The 21,807-nt window shown below is 62.1% G+C and carries 21 protein-coding genes; 11 read left to right on the top strand and 10 right to left on the bottom strand.

Annotation, left to right across the window (positions count from 1 at the left end; translation table 11 throughout):
* Positions 1 to 92: 92 nt before the first annotated feature.
* The 3 genes from betA to betI form a co-directional block, all read right to left on the bottom strand.
* Positions 93 to 1,760: a choline dehydrogenase gene (gene betA, locus BHU62_RS05785; RefSeq protein ID WP_073529622.1), complete on the bottom strand. Its 1,668-nt coding sequence runs from the start codon at positions 1,758 to 1,760 to the stop codon at positions 93 to 95.
* A 225-nt stretch (positions 1,761 to 1,985) separates the two neighbouring features.
* Entirely contained in the window at positions 1,986 to 3,458 is a 1,473-nt protein-coding gene (gene betB / locus BHU62_RS05780; RefSeq protein ID WP_073529621.1) for a betaine-aldehyde dehydrogenase, read from the bottom strand.
* 14 nt (positions 3,459 to 3,472) lie between these two features.
* Positions 3,473 to 4,075 (bottom strand): transcriptional regulator BetI, encoded by a 603-nt coding sequence (gene betI, locus BHU62_RS05775; RefSeq protein ID WP_004939107.1) that lies wholly within the window; start codon positions 4,073 to 4,075, stop codon positions 3,473 to 3,475.
* Positions 4,076 to 4,478: 403 nt separating this feature from the next.
* On the opposite strand from betI, the gene BHU62_RS05770 reads away from it, so the two are divergent.
* Complete coding sequence (locus tag BHU62_RS05770) at positions 4,479 to 6,518, top strand: choline transporter (protein WP_073529620.1); 2,040 nt, start codon at positions 4,479 to 4,481, stop codon at positions 6,516 to 6,518.
* Between the two features lie 44 nt (positions 6,519 to 6,562).
* On the opposite strand, the gene BHU62_RS05765 is transcribed toward BHU62_RS05770, so the two are convergent.
* The 4 genes from BHU62_RS05765 to BHU62_RS05750 form a co-directional block, all read right to left on the bottom strand.
* The gene (locus tag BHU62_RS05765) at positions 6,563 to 7,033 is read right to left on the bottom strand and encodes a YkgB family protein (RefSeq protein ID WP_073529619.1); all 471 of its coding nucleotides are present in this window, start codon (positions 7,031 to 7,033) and stop codon (positions 6,563 to 6,565) included.
* A gap of 65 nt (positions 7,034 to 7,098) precedes the next feature.
* A complete protein-coding gene (locus BHU62_RS05760; protein ID WP_073529618.1) occupies positions 7,099 to 7,374 on the bottom strand; it encodes a pentapeptide MXKDX repeat protein in 276 nt (91 codons plus the stop codon).
* Between the two features lie 59 nt (positions 7,375 to 7,433).
* The gene (locus BHU62_RS05755; protein ID WP_073529617.1) at positions 7,434 to 8,210 is read right to left on the bottom strand and encodes a molybdopterin-dependent oxidoreductase; all 777 of its coding nucleotides are present in this window, start codon (positions 8,208 to 8,210) and stop codon (positions 7,434 to 7,436) included.
* A gap of 10 nt (positions 8,211 to 8,220) precedes the next feature.
* Positions 8,221 to 8,832 (bottom strand): cytochrome b/b6 domain-containing protein, encoded by a 612-nt coding sequence (locus BHU62_RS05750; protein WP_073529616.1) that lies wholly within the window; start codon positions 8,830 to 8,832, stop codon positions 8,221 to 8,223.
* 149 nt (positions 8,833 to 8,981) lie between these two features.
* On the opposite strand from BHU62_RS05750, the gene BHU62_RS05745 reads away from it, so the two are divergent.
* Positions 8,982 to 9,695, top strand: a complete 714-nt coding sequence (locus BHU62_RS05745; protein WP_073529615.1) for a response regulator transcription factor — start codon at positions 8,982 to 8,984, stop codon at positions 9,693 to 9,695.
* A 3-nt stretch (positions 9,696 to 9,698) separates the two neighbouring features.
* Positions 9,699 to 11,165 carry an ATP-binding protein gene (locus BHU62_RS05740; protein ID WP_073529614.1) on the top strand — a complete coding sequence of 489 codons (1,467 nt, stop codon included), beginning with the start codon at positions 9,699 to 9,701 and terminating at the stop codon, positions 11,163 to 11,165.
* 78 nt (positions 11,166 to 11,243) lie between these two features.
* Here the strand turns inward: BHU62_RS05740 and ygbI are convergent, their stop codons facing one another.
* A complete protein-coding gene (gene ygbI / locus BHU62_RS05735; RefSeq protein ID WP_073529613.1) occupies positions 11,244 to 12,014 on the bottom strand; it encodes a DNA-binding transcriptional repressor YgbI in 771 nt (256 codons plus the stop codon).
* A gap of 283 nt (positions 12,015 to 12,297) precedes the next feature.
* On the opposite strand from ygbI, the gene ltnD reads away from it, so the two are divergent.
* The 6 genes from ltnD (at position 12,298) to BHU62_RS05705 (ending at position 17,950) form a co-directional block, all read left to right on the top strand.
* Complete coding sequence (gene ltnD / locus BHU62_RS05730; protein ID WP_073529612.1) at positions 12,298 to 13,212, top strand: L-threonate dehydrogenase; 915 nt, start codon at positions 12,298 to 12,300, stop codon at positions 13,210 to 13,212.
* Positions 13,212 to 14,471, top strand: coding sequence for a 3-oxo-tetronate kinase (otnK, locus tag BHU62_RS05725; protein ID WP_078062024.1), 1,260 nt, complete (start codon positions 13,212 to 13,214; stop codon positions 14,469 to 14,471). Before ltnD ends, otnK begins: the two co-directional genes overlap by 1 nt.
* On the top strand, positions 14,468 to 15,100 hold the full coding sequence (locus BHU62_RS05720; protein WP_415915701.1) for an aldolase: 633 nt from the start codon (positions 14,468 to 14,470) through the stop codon (positions 15,098 to 15,100). The genes otnK and BHU62_RS05720 overlap by 4 nt, the downstream gene beginning before the upstream one ends.
* Positions 15,101 to 15,103: 3 nt before the next feature.
* Positions 15,104 to 15,880 (top strand): HPr family phosphocarrier protein, encoded by a 777-nt coding sequence (locus tag BHU62_RS05715; protein ID WP_073529610.1) that lies wholly within the window; start codon positions 15,104 to 15,106, stop codon positions 15,878 to 15,880.
* A gap of 105 nt (positions 15,881 to 15,985) precedes the next feature.
* Positions 15,986 to 17,356: a GntP family transporter gene (locus tag BHU62_RS05710; protein WP_073529609.1), complete on the top strand. Its 1,371-nt coding sequence runs from the start codon at positions 15,986 to 15,988 to the stop codon at positions 17,354 to 17,356.
* 63 nt (positions 17,357 to 17,419) lie between these two features.
* Positions 17,420 to 17,950: a GNAT family N-acetyltransferase gene (locus tag BHU62_RS05705; RefSeq protein ID WP_073529608.1), complete on the top strand. Its 531-nt coding sequence runs from the start codon at positions 17,420 to 17,422 to the stop codon at positions 17,948 to 17,950.
* Between the two features lie 4 nt (positions 17,951 to 17,954).
* Here the strand turns inward: BHU62_RS05705 and BHU62_RS05700 are convergent, their stop codons facing one another.
* On the bottom strand, positions 17,955 to 18,827 hold the full coding sequence (locus BHU62_RS05700) for a LysR family transcriptional regulator (RefSeq protein WP_073529607.1): 873 nt from the start codon (positions 18,825 to 18,827) through the stop codon (positions 17,955 to 17,957).
* A 91-nt stretch (positions 18,828 to 18,918) separates the two neighbouring features.
* On the opposite strand from BHU62_RS05700, the gene BHU62_RS05695 reads away from it, so the two are divergent.
* Positions 18,919 to 19,902 (top strand): nitrilase family protein, encoded by a 984-nt coding sequence (locus tag BHU62_RS05695; RefSeq protein WP_073529606.1) that lies wholly within the window; start codon positions 18,919 to 18,921, stop codon positions 19,900 to 19,902.
* A gap of 87 nt (positions 19,903 to 19,989) precedes the next feature.
* Here the strand turns inward: BHU62_RS05695 and ompX are convergent, their stop codons facing one another.
* Positions 19,990 to 20,508, bottom strand: a complete 519-nt coding sequence (gene ompX, locus BHU62_RS05690; RefSeq protein ID WP_073529605.1) for an outer membrane protein OmpX — start codon at positions 20,506 to 20,508, stop codon at positions 19,990 to 19,992.
* Positions 20,509 to 20,908: 400 nt separating this feature from the next.
* Between ompX and rhtA the strand changes: the two genes are divergently transcribed.
* Positions 20,909 to 21,796 carry a threonine/homoserine exporter RhtA gene (gene rhtA / locus BHU62_RS05685; protein WP_073529604.1) on the top strand — a complete coding sequence of 296 codons (888 nt, stop codon included), beginning with the start codon at positions 20,909 to 20,911 and terminating at the stop codon, positions 21,794 to 21,796.
* Positions 21,797 to 21,807: the final 11 nt, after the last annotated feature.

Raw genomic sequence — 21,807 nt, 5'->3', positions numbered from 1 at the left:
AGAGAGTTGCCCCCTCGCCTTGGGGAAGAGCATATGGAGAGGGGTTGCTTGCTACGGCGGCCCTCCCCCTCAACGGCGAGAGGGCGTGTCGGTTACTGCTGGCGCACCGGTGCATCGCCGGCGACGTAATAGTCGGCGGTGCTGCGCGGCAGCGGTGCACGCCGGCGAATGCGGTCGGCTAACTTCTCGGCGATCATGATGGTGGTGGCGTTCAGGTTGCCGGTGATGATCAGCGGCATGATCGACGCATCTACCACCCGCAATCCCTCCATGCCGTGTACCCGGCCCTGCCCGTCGACCACCGCCATCTCATCCTCGCCCATCTTGCATGAGCAGGACGGGTGGAAGGCGGTTTCGGCGTGCTCGCGCACGAAAGCGTCCAACTGTTCGTCGGTCTGCACCTCCGGCCCCGGGCTTATCTCGCGGCCGCGGTACTCGTCCAGGGCCGGCTGCGCCATGATCTCGCGCGTAATGCGGATCGCGTCGCGGAACTCCTGCCAGTCCTGCTCGGTCGCCATGTAGTTGAACAGAATGCTCGGGTGCTGGCGCGGATCTTTCGACTTCACCTGCACCCGGCCGCGGCTCGGCGAACGCATCGAGCCGACGTGCGCCTGGAAGCCGTGCTCTTTCACCGCGTTGCTGCCGTTGTAGTTAATCGCCACCGGCAGGAAGTGATACTGAATATTCGGCCAGGCGAACTCTGCGCGGCTGCGGATGAAGCCGCCGGCCTCGAACTGGTTGCTGGCACCGATGCCGGTGCCGTTGAACAGCCATTCCGCGCCGATCTTCGGCTGGTTGAACCATTGCAGCGCCGGGTACAGCGACACCGGTTTCTTACAGGCGTATTGCAGGTACATCTCCAGGTGATCCTGCAGGTTTTCCCCGACGCCCGGCAGATCGTGCACCACGTTGATATCCAGGCTGTTCAGCAGCGCCGCCGGGCCGACGCCCGAACGCTGCAGGATCTGCGGCGAGGCGATGGCGCCGGCGCACAGCAGCACTTCGCGCCGCGCTTTGGCATGGGTCAGCTGATTGCTGTCGCCCTGCAAATAGTTGACGCCCACCGCACGCTTGCCGTCGAACACGATATGGTCGGTCAGCGCATGGGTGACGATTTTCAGGTTCGGCCGCGAACGCGCCTGATCCAGATAACCGCGGGCGGTGCTGGCGCGGCGCCCTTTCGGCGTCACGGTGCGATCCATCGGGCCGAAGCCTTCTTGTTGGTAACCGTTCAGATCGTCAGTGCGCGGGTAACCTGCCTGCACGCCGGCTTCCACCATGGCGTGGAACAGTTCGTTGTTACCGGCTTTCGGCGTGGTGACGCTCACCGGGCCCTCGCCGCCGTGATAGTCGTTCGGGCCAATATCGCGGGTTTCCGCCTTGCGGAAATACGGCAGGCAGTCCAGATAGCTCCAGTCTTCCAGGCCCGGCGCCTTGGCCCAGTTATCGAAGTCCATCGCGTTGCCGCGAATGTAGCACATGCCGTTGATCAGGGACGAACCGCCCAGCCCTTTGCCGCGGCCGCATTCCATCCGGCGATTGTTCATGTGCGGCTCAGGATCGGTTTCATACGCCCAGTTATAGCGGCGGCCCTGCAGCGGAAACGCCAGCGCGGCCGGCATCTGGGTACGGAAATCCATCCGGTAGTCCGGGCCGCCGGCTTCCAGCAGCAGAACGCTGACGTCGGCGTCCTCGGTCAATCGGGTGGCTAACACGTTGCCGGCGGAACCGGCACCGATAATGATGTAGTCAAATTCCATTCATTATCTCCTAAATATTCATATGCCTGAATGATGCGAATGGCTTGAATTCCGCATGCTGAATATATCAAGGCAGTTTTGGATGCAAAAAAGGATATATCCCCTATGGATTTCGAGTTACAGCCAGGGGGCAAGGGCGCAGAGCCCCAGGAGCTTACTCAAGTAAGTGACTGGGGTCTGCGCTCGCAGCCAACAACGCTGTAGCTTGAAAGACGACGGGGAGAGTTAAAATACCGAGGCGTATTCGCCCAGCTCGACCTGCACCGATTTGATCTGGGTGTAGTGCTCCAGCGTGGTCAGGCCGTTCTCGCGGCCAACGCCGGACTGCTTGTAGCCGCCGACCGGCATTTCTGCCGCCGACTCGCCCCAGGTGTTGATCCAGCAAATGCCGGCTTCCAGCTGATGGATCACGCGGTGTGCGCGGGCCAGATCGTTGGTCACCACGCCGGCGGCCAGGCCGAAAGTAGTGTCGTTAGCACGGCGCACCACTTCCTCTTCGCTCTGGTAACTGAGGATGCTCATCACCGGCCCGAAGATCTCCTCGCGCACGATTTCCATGTCGTCGCGGCAGTCGCTGAACACCGTCGGCGCCACATAAGCGCCCTTGCCAAATTCGCCGTGGGTGACGCGTTCACCGCCGCACAGCAGGCGGGCGCCGCTGTTCTTGCCGCTCTCGATAAAGCGCAGCACCGACTCCATGTGCGCGAAACTGACCAGCGGCCCGAAGTTGGTCTGCGGATCGGTCGGGTCGCCGAGGCGAATGCGCTTCACGCGCGCGAGGATTTTCGCCTCAAACTGCGCCTGCAGCGCCGCCGGCACGAAGACGCGGGTGCCGTTGGTGCACACCTGGCCGGAGCTGTAGAAGTTGGCCATCATGGCGATATCGGCGGCGCGATCCAGATCGGCGTCGTCGAAGATAATCAGCGGCGACTTGCCGCCCAGCTCCATGGTGACTTCTTTCAGCGTCGACCCCGACGCGTTGGCCATCACCTTCTTGCCGGTTTTCACCCCGCCGGTGAAAGAGACTTTGGCGATGCCCGGATGGTCGGTCAGGTACTGCCCCACCTCCGCGCCGCTGCCGGTCACCACGTTGAAGACGCCGTCCGGCAAGCCGGCTTCGGTATAAATTTCCGCCAGCTTCAGCGCCGTCAACGACGTGACCTCGCTCGGCTTGAAGATCATCGCGTTGCCCGCCGCCAGCGCCGGCGCGGACTTCCACAGCGCGATTTGAATCGGGTAGTTCCAGGCGCCGATACCGGCCACCACGCCCAGCGGTTCGCGACGGGTGTAAACGAATGAGGTTTCGCGCAGCGGGATCTGTTCGCCTTCAATGGCCGGGATCAGGCCGGCATAATACTCCAGCACGTCGGCGCCGGTGACGATGTCCACCGCGGTGGTTTCCGACATCGCCTTGCCGGTATCCAGCGTTTCCAGCGCCGCCAGCTCATCGTTGCGCTCGCGCAGAATATCCACCGCGCGGCGCAGGATGCGCGAACGCGTCATCGCCGTCATCGCCGCCCACACCTTCTGCCCGCTGGCCGCGCTGGCCACCGCACGATCGACGTCTTCAGCACCGGCTGACTGGACTTCGGCCAGAACTTCGCCGTTCGCCGGGTTAATGGCGTTGAAGGTTTTTCCAGCGGTGCTGTCTACATAGGCGCCATGAATATAGAGCTTCTGCAAGCCAAAACGGGACATAGGATCTCCTTGGGTTATCCTCCGGGCGGCGTCTGCCCCCGGAGTTGAAACGTGATGTATTCGGTCGTGAGCGCCAGCGCCTGCGCCTGATTGAACGCCGAACCGCGCAGCGCGCTGCGCAGCCACAGCCCGTCGATCAGCGCCGCCAGCCCCTTGGCCGCCAACCGCGCCTGCGGTTGCGGCATGACGCGGCGAAATTCGGCACACAGGTTGGAATAGAGCCGGCGGCCGTTCACCTGCTGCAGCCGGTTGAGCTGCGGCTGGTGCAAACTGCTGGCCCAAAAGGCCAGCCAGGTTTTCATCGCCGCGCTGTTGATCTGGCTGTCGTCGAAGTTGCCGGCGACGATGGCCTGCAGCCGCGCCGCCGGGCTGTTATCGGTCAGCGCCTGCAACCGCAGCTTCACCGCCTCACCCAGATGGCTGATCAGATAGCGCATCGTAGCTTCCAGCAGGCCGTTCTTGTCCTTGAAGTAATGGCTGATGATGCCGTTGGAAACGCCGGCCCGCCGCGCGATCTGCGCGATGGTGGCGTCATGCATTCCCACTTCGTTTACCGCGGCGAGCGTGGCATCAATCAACTGCTGCCTTCTGATTGGCTGCATTCCTACCTTTGGCATATTTCGACTCTCACAAAACCGACTTCGGCCTTATCTCACCGGGCAAATTTCACTGCCGTTTCGCCCGCGATTCAGGTCATCATGCGGACTATTAAACTTTTTTTTGATTGAACGTTCAATAAAAATTGCATATATTTTATTGCCGCCTGGTTAAAAATTTGTACTATCTGGTTGTGGAACTGGCTGATTTTTGTGAGGTAATTAACGAATCTGACCAAAATCAGTGGCTGTAAGCGGTTCCCGCCGCGAAGCGCGCCGGCGCTTCATTAACAGGCGAAAGCGGCATCATTCAGGCCCTCCTCTACGGAGACGGCCGCCGCCTTCATTCGCCCGTTTTCCGGGTGCGCCTCGGCGCGCCCCAGAATGCGGAGCGGCACGATTTTACTCAGTTCAGAGGATGACGATGACAACACGCGAAACCTCCTCCAAACCGCAGCAGGACCGCCTCAATCCTGTGGTTTTCTTCACCTCGGCGGGGCTGATCCTGGCCTTCTCGCTGATGACCATCTTTTTCACCGACTTCTCCGGGCAGTGGATCACCCGCACGCTGAATTGGGTGTCGACCACCTTCGGTTGGTACTACCTGCTGGCGGCGACGCTGTACATCGTGTTCGTGGTGTTTATCGCCGCTTCGCGCTTCGGTTCGATCAAGCTCGGGCCGGAGCAGTCCAAACCGGAGTTCAGCCTGATGAGCTGGGCGGCGATGCTGTTCGCCGCCGGCATCGGCATCGACCTGATGTTCTTCTCAGTCGCCGAGCCGGTGACCCAGTACATGATGCCGCCGGAAGGCGACGCGCAAACGCTGGAAGCCGCGCGCCAGGCGATGGTCTGGACGCTGTTCCACTACGGTCTGACCGGCTGGTCGATGTATGCGCTGATGGGCATCGCCCTCGGCTACTTCAGCTATCGCTACAATCTGCCGCTGACTATCCGTTCGGCGCTGTACCCGATCTTCGGTAAGCGCATCAACGGCCCGATCGGCCACAGCGTGGACATCGCCGCGGTGCTCGGCACCATCTTCGGCATCGCCACCACGCTGGGCATCGGCGTGGTGCAGCTCAACTACGGCCTCAAGGTGCTGTTCGAGATCCCGGAAAACCTGACGGTGCAGGGCTCGCTGATCCTGCTGTCGGTGATCATGGCCACCATCTCGGTCACCTCCGGCGTCAACAAGGGCATCCGCATCCTGTCCGAGCTGAACGTGCTGCTGGCGCTGGGCCTGATCCTGTTCGTGCTGTTCTTCGGCGACACCGAGTTCCTGCTCAACGCGCTGGTGCTCAACGTCGGCGATTACGTCAATCGCTTTATGGGCATGACGCTCAACAGCTTCGCCTTCGATCGGCCGGTGGAGTGGATGAACAACTGGACGCTGTTCTTCTGGGCCTGGTGGGTAGCGTGGTCGCCGTTCGTCGGCCTGTTCCTGGCGCGCATCTCGCGCGGGCGCACCATTCGCCAGTTCGTGGTCGGCACGCTGATCATTCCGTTCGTGTTCACCCTGCTGTGGCTGTCTATCTTCGGCAACAGCGCGCTGTACCAGATCATTCACGGCAACGCCGAGTTCGCACAGGAAGTGATACAGTTCCCGGAGCGCGGCTTCTACAGCCTGCTGGCGCAATACCCCGGCTTCACCTTCAGCGCCTCGGTGGCCACCATCACCGGCCTGCTGTTCTACGTCACCTCGGCGGACTCCGGCTCGCTGGTGCTGGGCAACTTCACCTCGCGCCTGGCCGACATCAATAACGATGCGCCGAACTGGCTGCGGATTTTCTGGTCGGTGGCCATCGGCCTGCTGACCATCGGCATGCTGATGACCGACGGGGTGCCGGCGCTGCAAAAAACCACGGTGATCATGGGTCTGCCGTTCAGCTTCGTGATCTTCTTCGTGATGGCCGGGCTGTATAAATCGCTGCGGGTGGAAGACTACCGCAAGGCCAGCGCGCTCAGCACCCTGGCGCCGGTGCCGGTCTCCAGCCACGACGTGCTCAACTGGAAACAGCGCCTGTCGCGGGTGATGAACTACCCGGGCACCCAGTACACGCAGAAAATGTTGGATAAGGTTTGCCGCCCGGCGATGCAGGACGTGGCGCGCGAGCTGGAGTTGCGCGGCGCGAAAGTGGAGTTCAGCGAAGTGCCGCCGACCGAAGACGAACGTCTGAACCACCTGGAGCTGCTGGTGCATCTGGGCGAGGAACAGAATTTCATCTATCAGATCTGGCCGATGCGCTACTCGGTGCCGGGTTTCACCTACCGTGCCCGCTCCGGTAAATCGCACTACTACCGGCTGGAAACCTTCCTGATGGAAGGCACCCAGGGTAATGACCTGATGGACTACAGCAAGGAACAGGTGATTGGCGATATCCTCGACCAGTACGAGAAACACCTGAACTTCCTGCACATTCATCGCGAAGCGCCGGGAGGCACCCTGACCTTCCCGGATATGTGACGGTCGATAAATAACGAGAGGGCGTAGCCAGGCTACGCCCTTTTTTATGCCTGCTCGGCCGGCAAGTCGGCTTTCAGCAGCGCCAGGGAACCGGCCAGCAACACCAGATCCTTGATTAAAAAGCTGGTGGCCCCGGCCATCGCCGGAAAACCGCCGGCGGAAGGTTCCCAAGCGCCGGGCGTGGAAAAGATCAGCGTCAGCGTGGTCAGGTAGGTCACCGTCGAACCGATCGCCCCCAGCAATCCCAGGCGCCGCGACCAGAATCCCGCCAGCAGCAGCAAACCGAAGCTCCATTCGGCGACGCCCAGCGCATAGCTGGCGCCGCGGATGCCGAACGCCTGATGCATCCAGCTCAGCAGCGGGCTGTTGCCGATCAGCGGCACCAGCCCCTGCGCCTCGTAATCAAACCACTTGGCGTAGCCGAAGGCGGCGAAGATCACCACCAGCGCCGCGCGCATAACGATAATGTCCCCGTTCGAGCGCTGAAAGCGCCGCAGCCATGTCGCCTGCATCATCCCCTCTCCTTATGTTGCCCGCAGCCACAGCGGGCCTGCCGCTTGCGGCCGCGGGATGCGGCGGCTTAGTGCCCCATCGCGTCCTTCTTCATTTCGTCTTTCTTCATGCCGTCTTTCGCCATGCCATCCTTTTTCATGGCGTCTTTCCCCATCTTGTCTTTCTTCATGCAGTCCTTGCCCATGCACTCTTTCTTCATGCCGTCTTTGGCCATGCCGTCGTGCGACATCTGGCTCATGCCGTCCTTTTTCATCGCGTCTTTGCTCATGCCATCGGCGGCGTTGGCGCCGGCCACACCCAGCATCAGCGCGCTGCACATCATCATTGCGAATAACTTTTTCATGGTATTTCCTTCCGTCATGTCAAAGGCACCGGGGTGCCGGAGAATGGCCGGCGGCCACCTCAGCTGCCGCCAAACCAGTTGTAACCCTGGTCTTCCCAGTAACCGCCCGGGAAGCGATTGGTGACCTCGATCACCTGAATGTGTTTCGGATTCTTGTAGCCCAGTTTGGTCGGCATGCGCAGCTTCATCGGGTAGCCGTACTTGCGCGGCAAGATCTGGCCATCATAGGTCAGTGCGATAATCGTCTGCGGATGCAGCGCGGTGGCCATGTCGATGCTGGTGTAGTAGCCGTCGGCACATTTGAAGCTAACGTAGCGGGCGCTCAGATCCGCCCCGATCGCGTTGAGAAAGGTCGCAAACGGCACGCCGCCCCACTTGCCGATGGCGCTCCAGCCCTCGACGCAGATATGGCGCGTCACCTGGCTGACCTGCGCCATCCGATGCAGCTGCGGCAGGCTCCAGGCGCGTTTGTCCTGAACCAGCCCGGCCACCTCCAGCCGGTAGTCGTCGCCGTTGATGTCCGGCGCCTCCTCCTCGGCGTAGAAAGCGTTGAACGGAAACGGCCGGGTGATCATCGACTCCGGGTAGACCGGCGCCAGGCGATCGCCGCTGAACAGCCAGCCCTGTACCCGATCGTTGAAGCGAGAGATCCGGCTCAGCGCCTGTTCGACGTTGGCGTTGTCGCTGAGATCGCAGCCGGTGAGCATGGCGATACCGCCCAGCGTCAAGCCGTTGCGCAGAAAGCGGCGGCGCGACGACGCGGTCAACAACCGCTGCGCTTCTTTGACGATCGCCTGCCCTTCACCGATCGTCATGATCCGTTTATCCTTTTCCATCGTGAACTCCTTAACGTCCGCGCAGCATGGCCAACAGCGTTCGGGGCACCAGCGCCACCATCACCAGATGGATCACGACGAAGGCCACCAGCGCCGACATGGCGAAAAAGTGGATATAGCGCGCCGCCTCATAGCCGCCGAGCAACGTGCGCAGCAGCGGAAACTGCACCGATTTCCACAGCACCAGCCCGGACAACGCGCTTAGTACGCCGATGACCATCACCGACAGATAGGCCACACGTTGCACCATGTTGTAATGGCGCAAATCGGCGTGTTGCAGCCTGCCGCGCAGCGCGGCGCCCAAATCAGCGAGAAACTGCCGTGGGCTGAGCGGCCAATACTTGCGTTTGAAACGCCCGCTGACCAGGTTGATCAGCAGGTAACACAGCCCGTTGACGCCGAACAGCCACATGCCGGCGAAGTGCCACTGCAGCGCGCCGCCCAGCCAGCCGCCGAGCGTCAGCTCATTGAGAAAGCTGAAGTTGAACAGCGGCGAGGCGTTGTAGATACGCCAGCCGCTGGTCACCATGATCAGCATCGCCAGCGCATTCAGCCAATGCGTCAGCCGCAACCACAGCGGATGTACCGTCTGTCGTTGTTCCGGGGTGAGGGTGAGGCTCATGCGAACTCCTGCGGCCAATGAGGCGATACGCCGAGTATTCCCCGGATTTGTTCCCCAAGGCCTCACGCAAAGTTAAATAAAATGTGATAACTCCGCCGGTGGGGGTTGTGTAGACTTCAGAGAGAATCGGGCAATCAGCGGTAACGAGAATGGACAAGCCAAAACGAATTTTGATCGTCGAGGACGACGGCGACATCGCCGAGCTGCTGCAGCTGCATCTGCGTGACGAAGGTTACACCATCAGCCACGCCGCCGACGGCAACCGGGGCATGGCGATGCTGGAACAGGGCGGCTGGGACGCCTTGATCCTCGATCTGATGCTGCCGGGCGTAGACGGATTGGAGATTTGCCGCCGGGCGCGCACCATGACGCGCTACACACCGATCATCATCACCAGCGCGCGCTCCAGCGAGGTACACCGCGTGCTGGGGCTGGAGCTGGGCGCCGACGACTATCTGGCCAAACCCTTTTCCATGCTGGAACTGGTGGCGCGGGTCAAGGCGCTGTTTCGCCGCCAGGAAGCGATGAGCCGCAACCTGCGCCTGGACGCCGGCGTGCTCAGCTTCAACGATCTGACCATCGATCCCCTCGCCCGCGAGGTGCACCTGCACCAGCAGCCGGTCGAGCTGACGCCGCGCGAATTCGATCTGCTGTACTTTTTCGCCCGCCACCCGGGCCAGGTGTTCTCGCGCCTGAGCCTGTTGAATCAGGTCTGGGGCTATCAGCACGAGGGGTATGAGCACACCGTCAACACCCATATCAACCGGCTGCGCATCAAGATCGAGCGCAACCCGGCGGAACCCGAGCGCATCCTCACGGTGTGGGGCATGGGCTATAAATTCGCGGCCGCGCCGCAAGAGTGAGCCATGAAAAACCTTACGTTAGCGCAACGCCTCACGCTGATCTTCGCGCTGCTGATCGTCATCGGCTGCGCCTTTTCCGGCTGGATGCAGGTGCGCAGCAGCACCCAGTACAGCCAGGCGGTGATCCAGCGCCTGTCCGGCAACCTGGCGCAGCATATCGCCGACAGCAATCCGCTGCTGGGGGTGAACGGGCCGGATCCGCAGGCGGTGCATACCCTATTCGATCAGCTGATGGCGGTGAATCCCAGCGTTGAGGTTTACCTGCTCGACAAACAGGGCACGATTATCGGCAACGCCGCGCCGGCCGGGCATCTGCAACGGCAGCGGGTCGCGCTGCCGCCGCTGCAGGCGCTGCTCGATGGGGCGCAGATGCCGGTGTATGGCGACGATCCGCGCAGCGCGGATGGGCGCAAGGTGTTCAGCGTCGCGCCGCTAAAGGTTGATGGCCGGATCGAAGGCTATCTGTACGTGGTGCTGCTCGGCGAAGAGTACACGGCGCTGGCCAGCAATGCCCAGTTCAACTCTGCGGTCAGGATGGCGCTGTGGACCTCCGGGGTGATGGTGCTGTTCAGCCTGCTCGCCGGCGGTTTCGCGTTTTATTGGGTGACGCGCCCCATCCGTCGCCTGACCCGACAGGTCAACGCGCTGGACAACGGCGGCATCGAGGCGGTGCAGGCCTACGCGGCGCTGCCGGCGGTACAGGCCGGGCGCGATGAAGTCAGCCAGCTGCAGCAGGCCTTCCACCGCATGGCACAGCGCCTTGCCGAGCAGTGGCAAACGCTGGCGCAGCAGGATCGGCTGCGGCGTGAATTCATCGCCAATGTCTCGCACGATCTGCGCACCCCACTCACCTCGCTGCACGGCTATCTGGAAACGCTGTCGGTCAAGGCCGCCGCCCTGAGCGAAGCCGATCGGCAGCGCTATCTGGAGATTGCGTTGGCGCAGAGCCGCAAGGTCGGCAAGCTGGCGCAGGAGCTGTTTGAACTGGCACGGCTGGAGTACGGCGTGGTGAAGCCGCAAAAAGAGCCCTTCTCCCTCAGCGAACTGTTGCAGGACGTGTTCCAAAAGTTCGAGCTGGCGGCGGAGGCGCGCAACCAGCGGCTGCACGCCGACATCGCCCCCGGCATTCCGCCGGTGTTCGCCGATCTCAGTCTGATTGAGCGGGTGCTGACCAACCTGCTGGACAACGCCATTCGCCATACGCCGCCCGGCGGCGACATCGGCGTGCGGCTGTGGCGGCAGGAAGATCAGGTGATGGTGCAGGTCAGCGACAGCGGCCCCGGCATTCCGCAGGCGCTGCGCGCCGATTTGTTTGTGCGGCCGTCGATCCTGAGCGGTGCCCGGCGCCCTTCCGGTGGATTGGGTCTGATGATCGTGCGGCGCATTCTGCAGTTGCACGGCAGCGACATTCAGCTGATCGAGCAAGCGCAAAGCGGCGCCTGCTTCCGCTTTGCCATTCCGCCGCGTTAATCGAGCCGCATGGCTGAAAACCGCGGCGGCGGTGAAGAAGATTCACCGCTGAAGCCTGGCATCAATACCGGTTCGGGTTTACCCCTCAGCCCCTGCCGTCAGCAACGCGATCCCCGCTTGCTCAATCGCCTCGCGCGCCGCGGCGGGCAACCCCTCGTCGGTAATAATGGCGTCAAAGGCGGCGATCGGCAGCGCCAGGTAGGTCGCGACCTTGCCGTACTTCGAAGTATCACTGAGCAAAATGCAGCGACGGCTGGCCTCGACGATGGCCTTCTTCACCATCACCTTGTCTTCGTTCGGCGTCGACAGACCGCGCATGCTCCAGGAGGACGCGGAGATAAACGCCAGATCGATAAACAGGCCGCGCAGCGCCTGCGCCGCCGCTTCGCCGACGCAGGAGCGGTTTTCACGGCACACGGTGCCGCCGGTGTGGATGATCTTGCACTGGCTGTGTTCGATCAGGAATCCGGCGATGACAAAGTCGTTGGTCACCACCGTCAAATCGTCACGCTCACCGATCTGTTTGGCCAGCGCCAGCGTGGTGGTGCCGGCATCCAGATAGATGCAGCTATTGGCGGGAATTTGCCGCGCCGCTAACTGGCCGATGGCGGTTTTCTGCCGGCTGAACATCCCCTCTTTGGCCTGGTGCGAAGGTTCGCTCGCCACCCGCTCCGGCGCCTGCACGCCGCCCGATACCGACTGCACCGCGCCCTGCTCTTCCAGCTTTTGCAAGTCACGGCGGATCGTCATGTGCGAAACCCCCAGCCGTTCGGTCAGTTCAGCGATGCTGACGACGCCGCGTTCGGATACCAGCGCAAGAATTTGTTGATGGCGTTCTACAGGTATCACGGTTCCCTCTCGTTGCTGCGGTGATAATAATTGTGATTTTACGTCAATTTTCGTTCGCCGATAGCCTTAATTTTTCGCGGCGTGACGGCGCACACAGTGACATCAAGCAAGCATAAACCACTTTAAAAACAGAAAAATAAGCTTAACGCTGGCCAGAAACCATGCGGAGCATTCGCCTCACGCATTGTTAATTATTGTGATAACGATCGCGGATAAACGACCGACAAGCGCTTACATTTAACACAACAAAACAAATTATCACTAAAATTAACAGGAGTGCATTATGACACACCCAGGTAATTATGCCATTTGCATCATTGGGCTGGGCGCGATGGGCATGGGCGCGGCACGTTCTTGCCTCCGCGCCGGATTGACCACCTACGGGGCAGACCTTAATCCGCAGGCGCTGGCGGCGCTGCAACAGGCCGGGGCGAAACAAACGGCACCCAGCGCGTGCGATTTCGCCGCCGAGCTGGACGCCGTACTGCTGCTGGTGGTGAACGCCGCACAGGTGAAGCAGATCCTGTTCGGCGAGCAAGGCCTGGCACCACAACTCAAGCCGGGCACCGCGGTGATGATTTCTTCGACCATTTCCGCCGACGACGCCAAACAGATCGAGCAACGGCTGCAGGCCTACGGGCTACCGATGCTGGATGCGCCAGTTTCCGGCGGTGCGGCCAAGGCCGAGGAAGGTCAGATGACGGTGATGGCCGCCGGCGCCGACGCCGCCTTCGCGCGTCTGCAACCCGTGTTGGACGCCATCGCCGGCAAGGTTTACCGTATCGGCGAGGCAATCGGCCTGGGGGCAACGGTGAAAATCATCCACCAGCTGTTGGCCGGGGTGCACATCGCCGCCGGGGCGGAAGCCATGGCGCTGGCCGCCCGCGCCGGCATCCCGCTGGACGTCATGTATGACGTGGTCACCCATGCCGCCGGCAACTCCTGGATGTTCGAAAATCGCATGCGCCACGTGGTCGACGGCGACTATGCACCCAAATCGGCGGTGGATATCTTCGTCAAGGATCTGGGGCTGGTGACGGATACCGCCAAAGCGCTGCACTTCCCGCTGCCGCTGGCCTCCACCGCCTTCACCATGTTTACCGCCGCCAGCAACGCCGGTTACGGTAAAGAAGACGACAGTGCGGTGATCAAAATCTTTGCCGGCATCGATTTGCCGCAAAAAAAGGAGGCGCTCTGATGCTGCTCGGCGTAATCGCGGATGATTTTACCGGCGCGACCGACATTGCCAGTTTTCTGGTGCAAAACGGCCTGCCGACGGTGCAGTTGAACGGCGTGCCGCAAGATGAAACGCCGGTAAACGCTCAGGCGATAGTCATCAGCCTGAAATCGCGCTCCTGCCCGACAGAGCAGGCGGTCGAACAATCGTTGCAGGCGCTGGCCTGGCTGCGAAAACAGGGCTGCCGCCAGTTCTACTTCAAATACTGTTCCACCTTCGACAGCACCGCACGGGGCAATATCGGCCCGGTGACCGATGCCCTGCTCGCCGCGCTGGGGGAAGATTTCACGGTTGTCTCGCCGGCGCTGCCGGTAAACGGCCGCACGGTCTATCAGGGGCATCTGTTCGTCGGGGAACAGCTACTGTCTGAATCCGGCATGCGGCATCATCCGGTCACGCCCATGACCGACAGCAACCTGCTGCGACTGATGGAATCCCAGGCTACCGGGCGCTGCGGCCTGGTGGCGGCGGCGGAAATGGACCGCGGCGCCGAGGCGGTCAGCGCGAAACTGCGGCACTTGGCGCAGGAAGGCGTGCGCTACGCGGTGCTGGATACGCTCAACGAACGGCATCTGCTCACCCAGGGTGAAGCGCTGAAAACGATGAAGCTGGTGACCGGCGGTTCGGGCCTGGCTATCGGTCTGGCGCGGCAATGGGCACAGGGCGGCGAACAATCGGCAGAAGCGGCCGGCGCGCCGCAGGGCGAAAAAGCGGCGGTGCTGTCGGGCTCGTGTTCTGTGATGACCAACCGGCAGGTGGCGCACTACCGCGCACGCGCTGCGGCGCAGGCCATCGATGTCGGCCGCTGTCTCAATTCGCAGACGCGCGCCGCCTACGCCGCCGAGTTGGCACATTGGGCGCAGCGCCACGCCGGGGGGGCGCTTGCCCCGCTGGTCTACGCTACCGCAGCGCCGGAAGCGCTGCAGCAAACGCAACAGCAATACGGTAGCGCCGCCAGCGAGGCGGTGGAGGCGTTGTTCGCCGAGCTGGTGGTGCAACTGCGCCAGTTGGGATTCCGCCGCTTTATCGTCGCCGGCGGCGAAACCTCCGGCGTGGTAACACAGGCGTTGGGCATTCGCGGTTTCCATATCGGCCCCAGCATTTCCCCCGGCGTTCCCTGGGTGCGCGCCAGCGACCAGGCCATTTCCCTGGCATTGAAATCAGGCAATTTTGGCGATGAAGCCTTCTTCGCGCGCGCGCAAACGGAGTTTCCGGTATGACCATGACCCTCGAACAGCAGGCGCGTGAAGAGATGGTGCGCCTGGGCGCCTCGTTTTTCCAACGCGGTTACGCCACCGGCTCCGCCGGCAACCTCTCGCTGTTGCTGCCGGACGGCACGCTGCTGGCGACGCCGACCGGCTCCTGCCTGGGTGAGCTGCAGGCCGATCGCCTGTCTAAAGTGAGCCTGCACGGCGACTGGCTGTCCGGCGACAAGCCGTCGAAAGAGATCAGCTTTCACCGGGCGCTCTATCTGAACAACCCGGAATGTAAAGCGGTGGTGCACCTGCATTGCACCTACCTCACGGCGCTCTCTTGCCTGCAGGGGCTGGACGTCGACAACGCCATCAAGCCGTTCACCCCCTATGTGGTGATGCGCGTCGGCAAGGTGCCGGTGGTGCCCTATTACCGCCCTGGCGACGAAAGGCTGGCGCAGGATCTGGCCCGCCTGGCACCGACCCACCGCGCCTTTTTGCTAGCCAACCACGGGCCGGTGGTCACCGGCAAAGACCTGCGAGCGGCGGCGGACAATACCGAAGAGATGGAAGATGCGGCGCGGCTGATCTTCACCCTCGGCGATCGTCCGATCCGCTATTTGACCGATGATGAAATTGCCGAATTACGGAGCTGAACCATGCCTAAATTTGCCGCCAATTTATCGATGATGTTTAACGAGGTACCTTTCCTCGAGCGCTTCGCCGCCGCTGCCGAACAGGGTTTCAGCGCGGTGGAATTCCTGTTCCCATACGATTATCCCGCCGATCTGCTGGCCGATAAGCTGCGCGAACACGGCCTGCAACAAGTGCTGTTCAACACCGCGCCCGGCGATACCGCCGCCGGCGAATGGGGGCTGGCGGCGCTGCCGGGGCGCGAACAGGATGCGCGCGCCGATATCGATCGCGCGCTGGCCTACGCCCTCGCCCTCGCCTGCCCCTGCGTACATCTGATGGCGGGCGTGGTGCCTGCGGGCGCGGATCGGCAGCGTTACCTCGAGACCTTTATCGCCAATGCGCGCTATGCCGCCGACGCCTTCGCCCCGCACGGCGTCAAAGTACTGATCGAAGCGCTCAGTCCGCCGGTCAAACCCGACTACCTGTTCGCCAGCCAGCATCAGGCGGCAGAGGTGGTGGCGGCAATCGACAGACCGAACGTGTTCATTCAGTTCGACGTCTTCCACGCACAATTAGTGGACGGCAATATCAGCGGGCTGCTGGAGACGCTGGCCGGGCGCTACGCGCATATCCAGATCGCCTCGGTGCCGGATCGTCACGAGCCGGACGCCGGCGAACTGAACTATCCGTGGCTGTTCGACAGACTGGACGCGCTCGGTTATCAGGGCTGGATCGGCTGCGAATACCGGCCGCGCGGGGACACCGCCGCCGGGCTCGGCTGGCTGCAGCCTTACCGCTAACGCCACACGCCGACACCAGGAAACCCACTTTATAACAATGAAACGCACCCGTATCGCCACACGGCGATCGCGGTGCCCAACGCTTACCCAACGAAAGGCTTTTTCATGTCTACCTCTCTGCTGTTGCTGATTGCCGTACTCGGCGTGGTGCTGCTGTTATTGATGGTGATTAAGGCGAAGGTGCAACCCTTTGTCGCGCTGTTGGTGGTCAGTTTGCTGGTGGCGCTGGCCAGCGGCATTCCGACCGGCGAAGTGATGAAAGTAATGACCGCCGGGATGGGCGGCGTGCTCGGTTCGGTGACCATCATCATCGGCCTGGGGGCAATGCTCGGCCGCATGATAGAACACTCGGGCGGCGCCGAGTCGCTGGCGCAGCGCTTCAGCCAGGGGCTGGGGCCGAAACGCACCGTCGCCGCACTGACCCTCGCCGCGTTCATCCTCGGCATTCCGGTGTTCTTCGATGTCGGCTTTATCATTCTGGCGCCGATTATCTACGGCTTCGCCAAGGTCGCCAAGGTGTCGCCGCTGAAGTTCGGCCTGCCGATGGCCGGCGTGATGCTGACGGTACACGTTGCGCTGCCGCCACACCCCGGCCCGGTGGCCGCCGCCGGCTTGCTCAACGCCGATATCGGTTGGCTGACCATTATCGGCCTCGCCATCTGTATTCCGGTCGGCGCGATCGGCTATTTCGCCGCCAACTACCTCAACCGTAAAACCTATCCGTTATCAATCGAGGTGCTGGAGCAACTGCAACTGGCGGCGCCGGAACCGCGTCCGGAAGATCAAGCGCCGCTCAGCGATCGCATCAATCCACCCGGTGCCGGGCTGGTAGCGGCGCTGATCGTCATCCCGATCGCCATCATCATGCTCGGCACCGTCTCCGCCACGCTGTTGCCGGCAGGTTCGGGGCTGCGCGATACGCTGTCGCTGCTGGGTTCACCGGCGGTGGCGCTGATGATCGCCCTGCTGCTGGCCTTCTACTTCCTGGCGCTGCGCCGCGGCTGGAGCCTGCAGCATGCCGGCGACGTGATGGGCGCCGCGCTGCCGACCGCTGCGGTGGTGATCCTGGTGACCGGTGCGGGCGGCGTGTTCGGCAAGGTGCTGGTGGAATCCGGCGTCGGCAAGGCGCTGGCCGAGGTGCTGACGGCCATCGGCCTGCCGCTGGTGCCCGCCGCCTTTATCATTTCGCTGGCGCTGCGCGCTTCGCAGGGCTCCGCCACCGTGGCGATCCTGACCACCGGCGGCCTGCTGTCGGAAGCGGTCAGCGGCTTGAATCAGCTGCAGCTGGTGCTGGTGACGTTGGCGACCTGTTTCGGCGGGCTGGGGCTTTCCCACGTTAACGACTCCGGCTTTTGGATCGTTACGCGCTATCTGGGGCTGTCGGTGGCCGACGGTCTGAAGACCTGGACGGTGCTGACCACCCTGCTCGGCCTGAGCGGCTTCCTGTTCACCTGGCTGTTGTGGCTGGCGGTGTGATTTCTCTGGCATACTGAGCGCCGTTGTTTTTCATCGCCTTTCACCCTGTGCAGGAGCAGCAAAATGACCGTAATCAACACCGCGCCAACGCTTATTACCGAACGCCTGCGGCTGGACGCGCACACGCTGGACGACTTCGACTCGTTGGCCGCTCTGTGGGCCGATCCGCTGGTGGTGCGCTATATCGGCGGCACGCCGCGCGACCGGGAGGACTCCTGGGGGCGCCTGATGCGCTATGTCGGCCACTGGGCACTGTTGGGGTACGGCTATTGGGCGGTGCGAGACAAACTGAGCGGCGAGTACCTCGGCAGCATCGGCTTCTCCAACTTCCTGCGCGACATCACCCCGGCGCTCGACGCGCCGGAGATGGGTTGGACGCTGGTGAGCTCGGCGCACGGCAAAGGCTACGCCACCGAGGCGCTGCGGGCGGCGTTGGCCTGGGGTAAAACGCACCTGCCGGAGGAGCAAACCGTCTGCATCATTTCGCCTGAAAACCAGGCTTCGCTGGCGCTGGCGAAAAAGATCGGTTTCAGCGAAAGCCACCGCAGCGAGTACCATCAGAGCCCGATCGTGGTGATGCATTGCCCGCTGTGATCGCCTAACCGCGTTGCACCGCCAACGCCGTCTGAACGAAGTTGTCCCGCAGCGCGTCGGCGCGTTGCGGGTCCCAGGCGATACCGACCTGCCACTCCGTCTCCTCGCCGCTCAGCGGTAAAATATCGATGCCGGCCGGCGCGATATGCGTAATGCTGTGCGGCAACAACGCGACGCCCACGCCGGCGGCGACCAACGCCAACAGCGTCTGGATATCGCCGGCCTGCTGCACTACGTTCGGCGTCAACCGGTGAGCGGCGATAAACCGCAGCGACTGATCGCTCAGCCCGCGCCCGCGTTTAGGGGTCAACTGCAACAGCGGCAGCTGATTGAAACGCACCATCAGATCGTCGGCCCGCAATGACAGCGCGCTCGGCGCGGCCAGCACCAGCCGATCACTCAGCAACGCCACGCCGCACAGCGGCGTATTGACCGGCAAACGCACGAACCCCGCCTGCAGCTCTCCTTGCAGCAGCAGCTGATACTGCCGCTCCGACGGCAAATCTTCCAGGCCGATCGTCGCCTCGGGGAAACGTTGGCGAAAAGCGGCCACCAGCTGCGGCGCCAAATGAAAGCTGGAGAGACCAAACCCCAGTGCCAGCCGCCCCGCTTCCCCCAGCGCCACCCGCCGGGCGCGCCGCTGAAACTGCCGGTACTGCGCCACCAGCGCCTGTGCTTCCGGGTAGAGCCGCTGCCCGCCGGCGGTGAGCACCGCACCCTGTCGGCCGCGCTCAAACAGCCGCACGTCGAGCTGAGTTTCCAGCGCCTTAATTTGCTTGCTCAGTGCCGGTTGGCTGATGCACAGCAGGCTCGCCGCCTGCCGATAGTTGCCCAGCTCGGCCAGCGCCACCAGGGCGCGCAGTTGTTTAATATCCATTCCATTAGGTTATCGAATAGGGAATTTAATTGATTATACAGTAATCAATATGCCTGCTGTAATCAACGCAGACCCCAATCGGAGAGACACCATGACCCCCTCATTACGCGCCGCCGCGGTGCAGTTCCAGCACCGCGCCAACGATAAGCACTACAACCTGTCGACCATCGAGCGCTTTATCGCTCAGGCGGCCGAGCAGCAGATACAGCTACTGGCCTTCCCGGAAATGTGCATCACCGGCTATTGGCACGTGCGCCATCTGTCCGACGCCGAAGTGCACGCGCTGGCGGAGCCGATCGCAAGCAGCCCTTCGCTGGCGCGCATTCGCCCGCTGGCGGAGCGCTACAACATGGCGATCGGCGTCGGGCTGATCGAGCTGGGCGACGACGGCCGTTGCTACAACGCCTATGCCGTTTGTCTGCCGGACGGCGAGCTGCATGTGCACCGCAAACTGCACGCCTTCGAGCACCCGGCGATCGCCAGCGGCGACCGCTATACGGTGTTCGACACCCCCTGGGGCGTGCGCGTGGGCGTGTTGATCTGCTGGGACAACAATCTGGTGGAGAATGTGCGCGCCACGGCGCTGCTCGGCGCGGAGGTGCTGATCGCCCCGCACCAGACCGGCGGCACCCATTCGCGCAGCCCGCACGGCATGAAGCCGATCCCGCAGGCGCTGTGGCAACGGCGCGCGGAAGATCCGCAGGCGATAGAAGCCGCCTTTCGCGGCGAACACGGCCGCGGCTGGCTGATGCGCTGGCTGCCGTCGCGCGCTCACGACAACGGGCTGTTTTTACTGTTCAGCAACGGCGTGGGCCGCGATGACGATGAAATACGCACCGGCAACGCGATGATCCTCGATCCTTACGGCCGCATCGTAACGGAAACCTGGGCGGCGGAAGACCGGATGGTCAGCGCCGATCTCGACCTGACGCTTATCCCGCTCAGCACCGGCCGCCGCTGGATTTATGGGCGACGCCCCGAACTGTACGGGTTACTGACCGAGCCGCAAGGCTATGAGCGCGATGCCCGCAGCGCACGCTTTTCAATGCAGCCGACGGGCCGTGGCGGCAAATAACAGATAAAAAAAAATCCGCCCGGAGGCGGATTTTTTATCGGTGCGGCAGATCATGCCGCAGGTTCATGCCCGCAGGCACGAACACACTTAGAAGCGGTAGCCTACGCCAACGTTCCAGGTGCCAACGTCAACGCTGCGAATGCGGTTCTGCTCGTAACCAACATCCAGGGCAACGTTCTCGATTGGGTTGAACTGCAGACCGGCGCCATAGGTGAAGCCGTAGTCAGCGGTGTCGTGACGAGAAGTGCCGTTCTGAGCGTTGGTAGTGAACTTACCGTAACCCAGGCCAACCAGACCGTAGATGCTCGCCCAGTCATTGATGCGGTATGCTGGACCGGCAGAGATAGAGTTGTACTGAGCTTTGTTGTAGAAACCGTTCTGAGAACCGTCCTTTTCCAGATGGGTAAAGGAACCGATTACGCCCAGTGGGTTGTTGTCGAACTCGTAACGGTATTTCAGGTTGAAACCGTCGGCTTTGTTAGCAACGCCTTGGAAATCACCCTGCGCATAGCCAGCGGATACGGTGCTCTGACCAGCGAATGCGGTACCTGCGCTAACTGCTAATACGCAAGCTGCTACTGCGGAAAGACATGCAATTTTTTTCATAACCACCTCAAACGCGTTTTATTATTAAGTACATCCATTTGTTCATGCTTTGAAAATATAACAAAAATTAGCGTGAAACTCTGCCCTGAAATCAGTGTCTAATGCTTTATATCGTGTAACAGAAGATTTCAAGAACAGTGTATCTTCTTCTTTTCGCTCTATTTTCGGTCGTATTCTACGGCTTTCTGTGACAGAAATCACCCATTTAATATCCAGATAATTCTTAAGAAAAAGCGCACTTTTTGAACAAACCCCTCACTTCTCATCCGAGGATCGGCGGATTTCACCGCGATGCACGCTTTTCTCAGACAGATTTTCGCCATTTCATTTACACTGCTCGCATCCCCATTTCGACCGTTTTCTCAAGGCTGAGGAACGGCGCATAAAAGGCCTGTTAAGGATGTCGTTATCTACTTCCGGCAGAGCGCCCTCCGCGCTGCTGCCCATCTGTCTGTTAATCATCGCCATGGTGTCGATCCAAAGCGGTGCCTCGTTGGCTAAAAGCCTGTTCCCCATCGTGGGCGCGGAAGGCATCACGACGCTGCGTCTCAGTATCGGCACCCTGATTCTGTTCATCATCTTCCGCCCTTGGCGCATGCGCATCGCAGCCGGCAGTCGCTTGCCGCTGCTGATCTACGGCCTGTCGCTCGGCGCGATGAACTACCTGTTCTACCTTTCACTGCGCACCGTACCGCTCGGCATCGCCGTGGCGCTGGAATTTACCGGCCCGCTGGCGGTGGCCATGTTCTCGTCGCGCCGGCCGATCGACTTCTTATGGGTAGCGCTGGCGATCGCCGGCCTGTGGTTCCTGCTGCCGCTCGGCCACGGCGTAGGCGGTATCGATCCGTTCGGCGCTGCCTGCGCGCTCGGCGCCGGCGCCTGCTGGGCCGTCTACATCATCTTCGGCCAGAAAGCCGGCGGCGATCACGGCCCCGGCACGGTGGCGCTCGGCTCGCTGATCGCCGCGCTGGTGTTCTGCCCGATCGGCGCCTGGCAAACCGGCAGCGCCCTATTCAACATCGATATTCTGCCGGTGGCGCTGGCGGTGGCGATCCTCTCCACCGCGCTGCCTTATTCGCTGGAGATCATCGCGCTGCCCAAGATACCGGCGCGCACCTTCGGCACTTTAATGAGCCTGGAGCCGGCGATGGCGGCGCTGTCCGGCATGCTGTTCCTCGGCGAGCATCTGACCCGCGCGCAATGGCTGGCGCTGGCGGCGATCATCGCCGCCTCTATGGGCGCCACCCTGACCATCCGCCCCAAACCGCGCCTCGAAAGCCTTTCCTGATCCCCGCCCGC

The sequence above is a fragment of the Serratia marcescens genome (genome assembly GCF_001902635.1).
Taxonomy (GTDB): Bacteria; Pseudomonadota; Gammaproteobacteria; order Enterobacterales; family Enterobacteriaceae; genus Serratia; species Serratia marcescens_F.
This window is presented reverse-complemented; position numbering and strand designations above follow the sequence as displayed.

Coding starts and splice junctions, on each gene's coding strand:
- betA (WP_073529622.1), bottom strand. CDS start 1,760: ATGGAATTTGACTACATCATTATCGGTGCCGGTTCCGCCGGCAACGTG.
- betB (WP_073529621.1), bottom strand. CDS start 3,458: ATGTCCCGTTTTGGCTTGCAGAAGCTCTATATTCATGGCGCCTATGTA.
- betI (WP_004939107.1), bottom strand. CDS start 4,075: ATGCCAAAGGTAGGAATGCAGCCAATCAGAAGGCAGCAGTTGATTGAT.
- BHU62_RS05770 (WP_073529620.1), top strand. CDS start 4,479: ATGACAACACGCGAAACCTCCTCCAAACCGCAGCAGGACCGCCTCAAT.
- BHU62_RS05765 (WP_073529619.1), bottom strand. CDS start 7,033: ATGATGCAGGCGACATGGCTGCGGCGCTTTCAGCGCTCGAACGGGGAC.
- BHU62_RS05760 (WP_073529618.1), bottom strand. CDS start 7,374: ATGAAAAAGTTATTCGCAATGATGATGTGCAGCGCGCTGATGCTGGGT.
- BHU62_RS05755 (WP_073529617.1), bottom strand. CDS start 8,210: ATGGAAAAGGATAAACGGATCATGACGATCGGTGAAGGGCAGGCGATC.
- BHU62_RS05750 (WP_073529616.1), bottom strand. CDS start 8,832: ATGAGCCTCACCCTCACCCCGGAACAACGACAGACGGTACATCCGCTG.
- BHU62_RS05745 (WP_073529615.1), top strand. CDS start 8,982: ATGGACAAGCCAAAACGAATTTTGATCGTCGAGGACGACGGCGACATC.
- BHU62_RS05740 (WP_073529614.1), top strand. CDS start 9,699: ATGAAAAACCTTACGTTAGCGCAACGCCTCACGCTGATCTTCGCGCTG.
- ltnD (WP_073529612.1), top strand. CDS start 12,298: ATGACACACCCAGGTAATTATGCCATTTGCATCATTGGGCTGGGCGCG.
- otnK (WP_078062024.1), top strand. CDS start 13,212: ATGCTGCTCGGCGTAATCGCGGATGATTTTACCGGCGCGACCGACATT.
- BHU62_RS05720 (WP_415915701.1), top strand. CDS start 14,468: ATGACCATGACCCTCGAACAGCAGGCGCGTGAAGAGATGGTGCGCCTG.
- BHU62_RS05715 (WP_073529610.1), top strand. CDS start 15,104: ATGCCTAAATTTGCCGCCAATTTATCGATGATGTTTAACGAGGTACCT.
- BHU62_RS05710 (WP_073529609.1), top strand. CDS start 15,986: ATGTCTACCTCTCTGCTGTTGCTGATTGCCGTACTCGGCGTGGTGCTG.
- BHU62_RS05705 (WP_073529608.1), top strand. CDS start 17,420: ATGACCGTAATCAACACCGCGCCAACGCTTATTACCGAACGCCTGCGG.
- BHU62_RS05700 (WP_073529607.1), bottom strand. CDS start 18,827: ATGGATATTAAACAACTGCGCGCCCTGGTGGCGCTGGCCGAGCTGGGC.
- BHU62_RS05695 (WP_073529606.1), top strand. CDS start 18,919: ATGACCCCCTCATTACGCGCCGCCGCGGTGCAGTTCCAGCACCGCGCC.
- ompX (WP_073529605.1), bottom strand. CDS start 20,508: ATGAAAAAAATTGCATGTCTTTCCGCAGTAGCAGCTTGCGTATTAGCA.
- rhtA (WP_073529604.1), top strand. CDS start 20,909: ATGTCGTTATCTACTTCCGGCAGAGCGCCCTCCGCGCTGCTGCCCATC.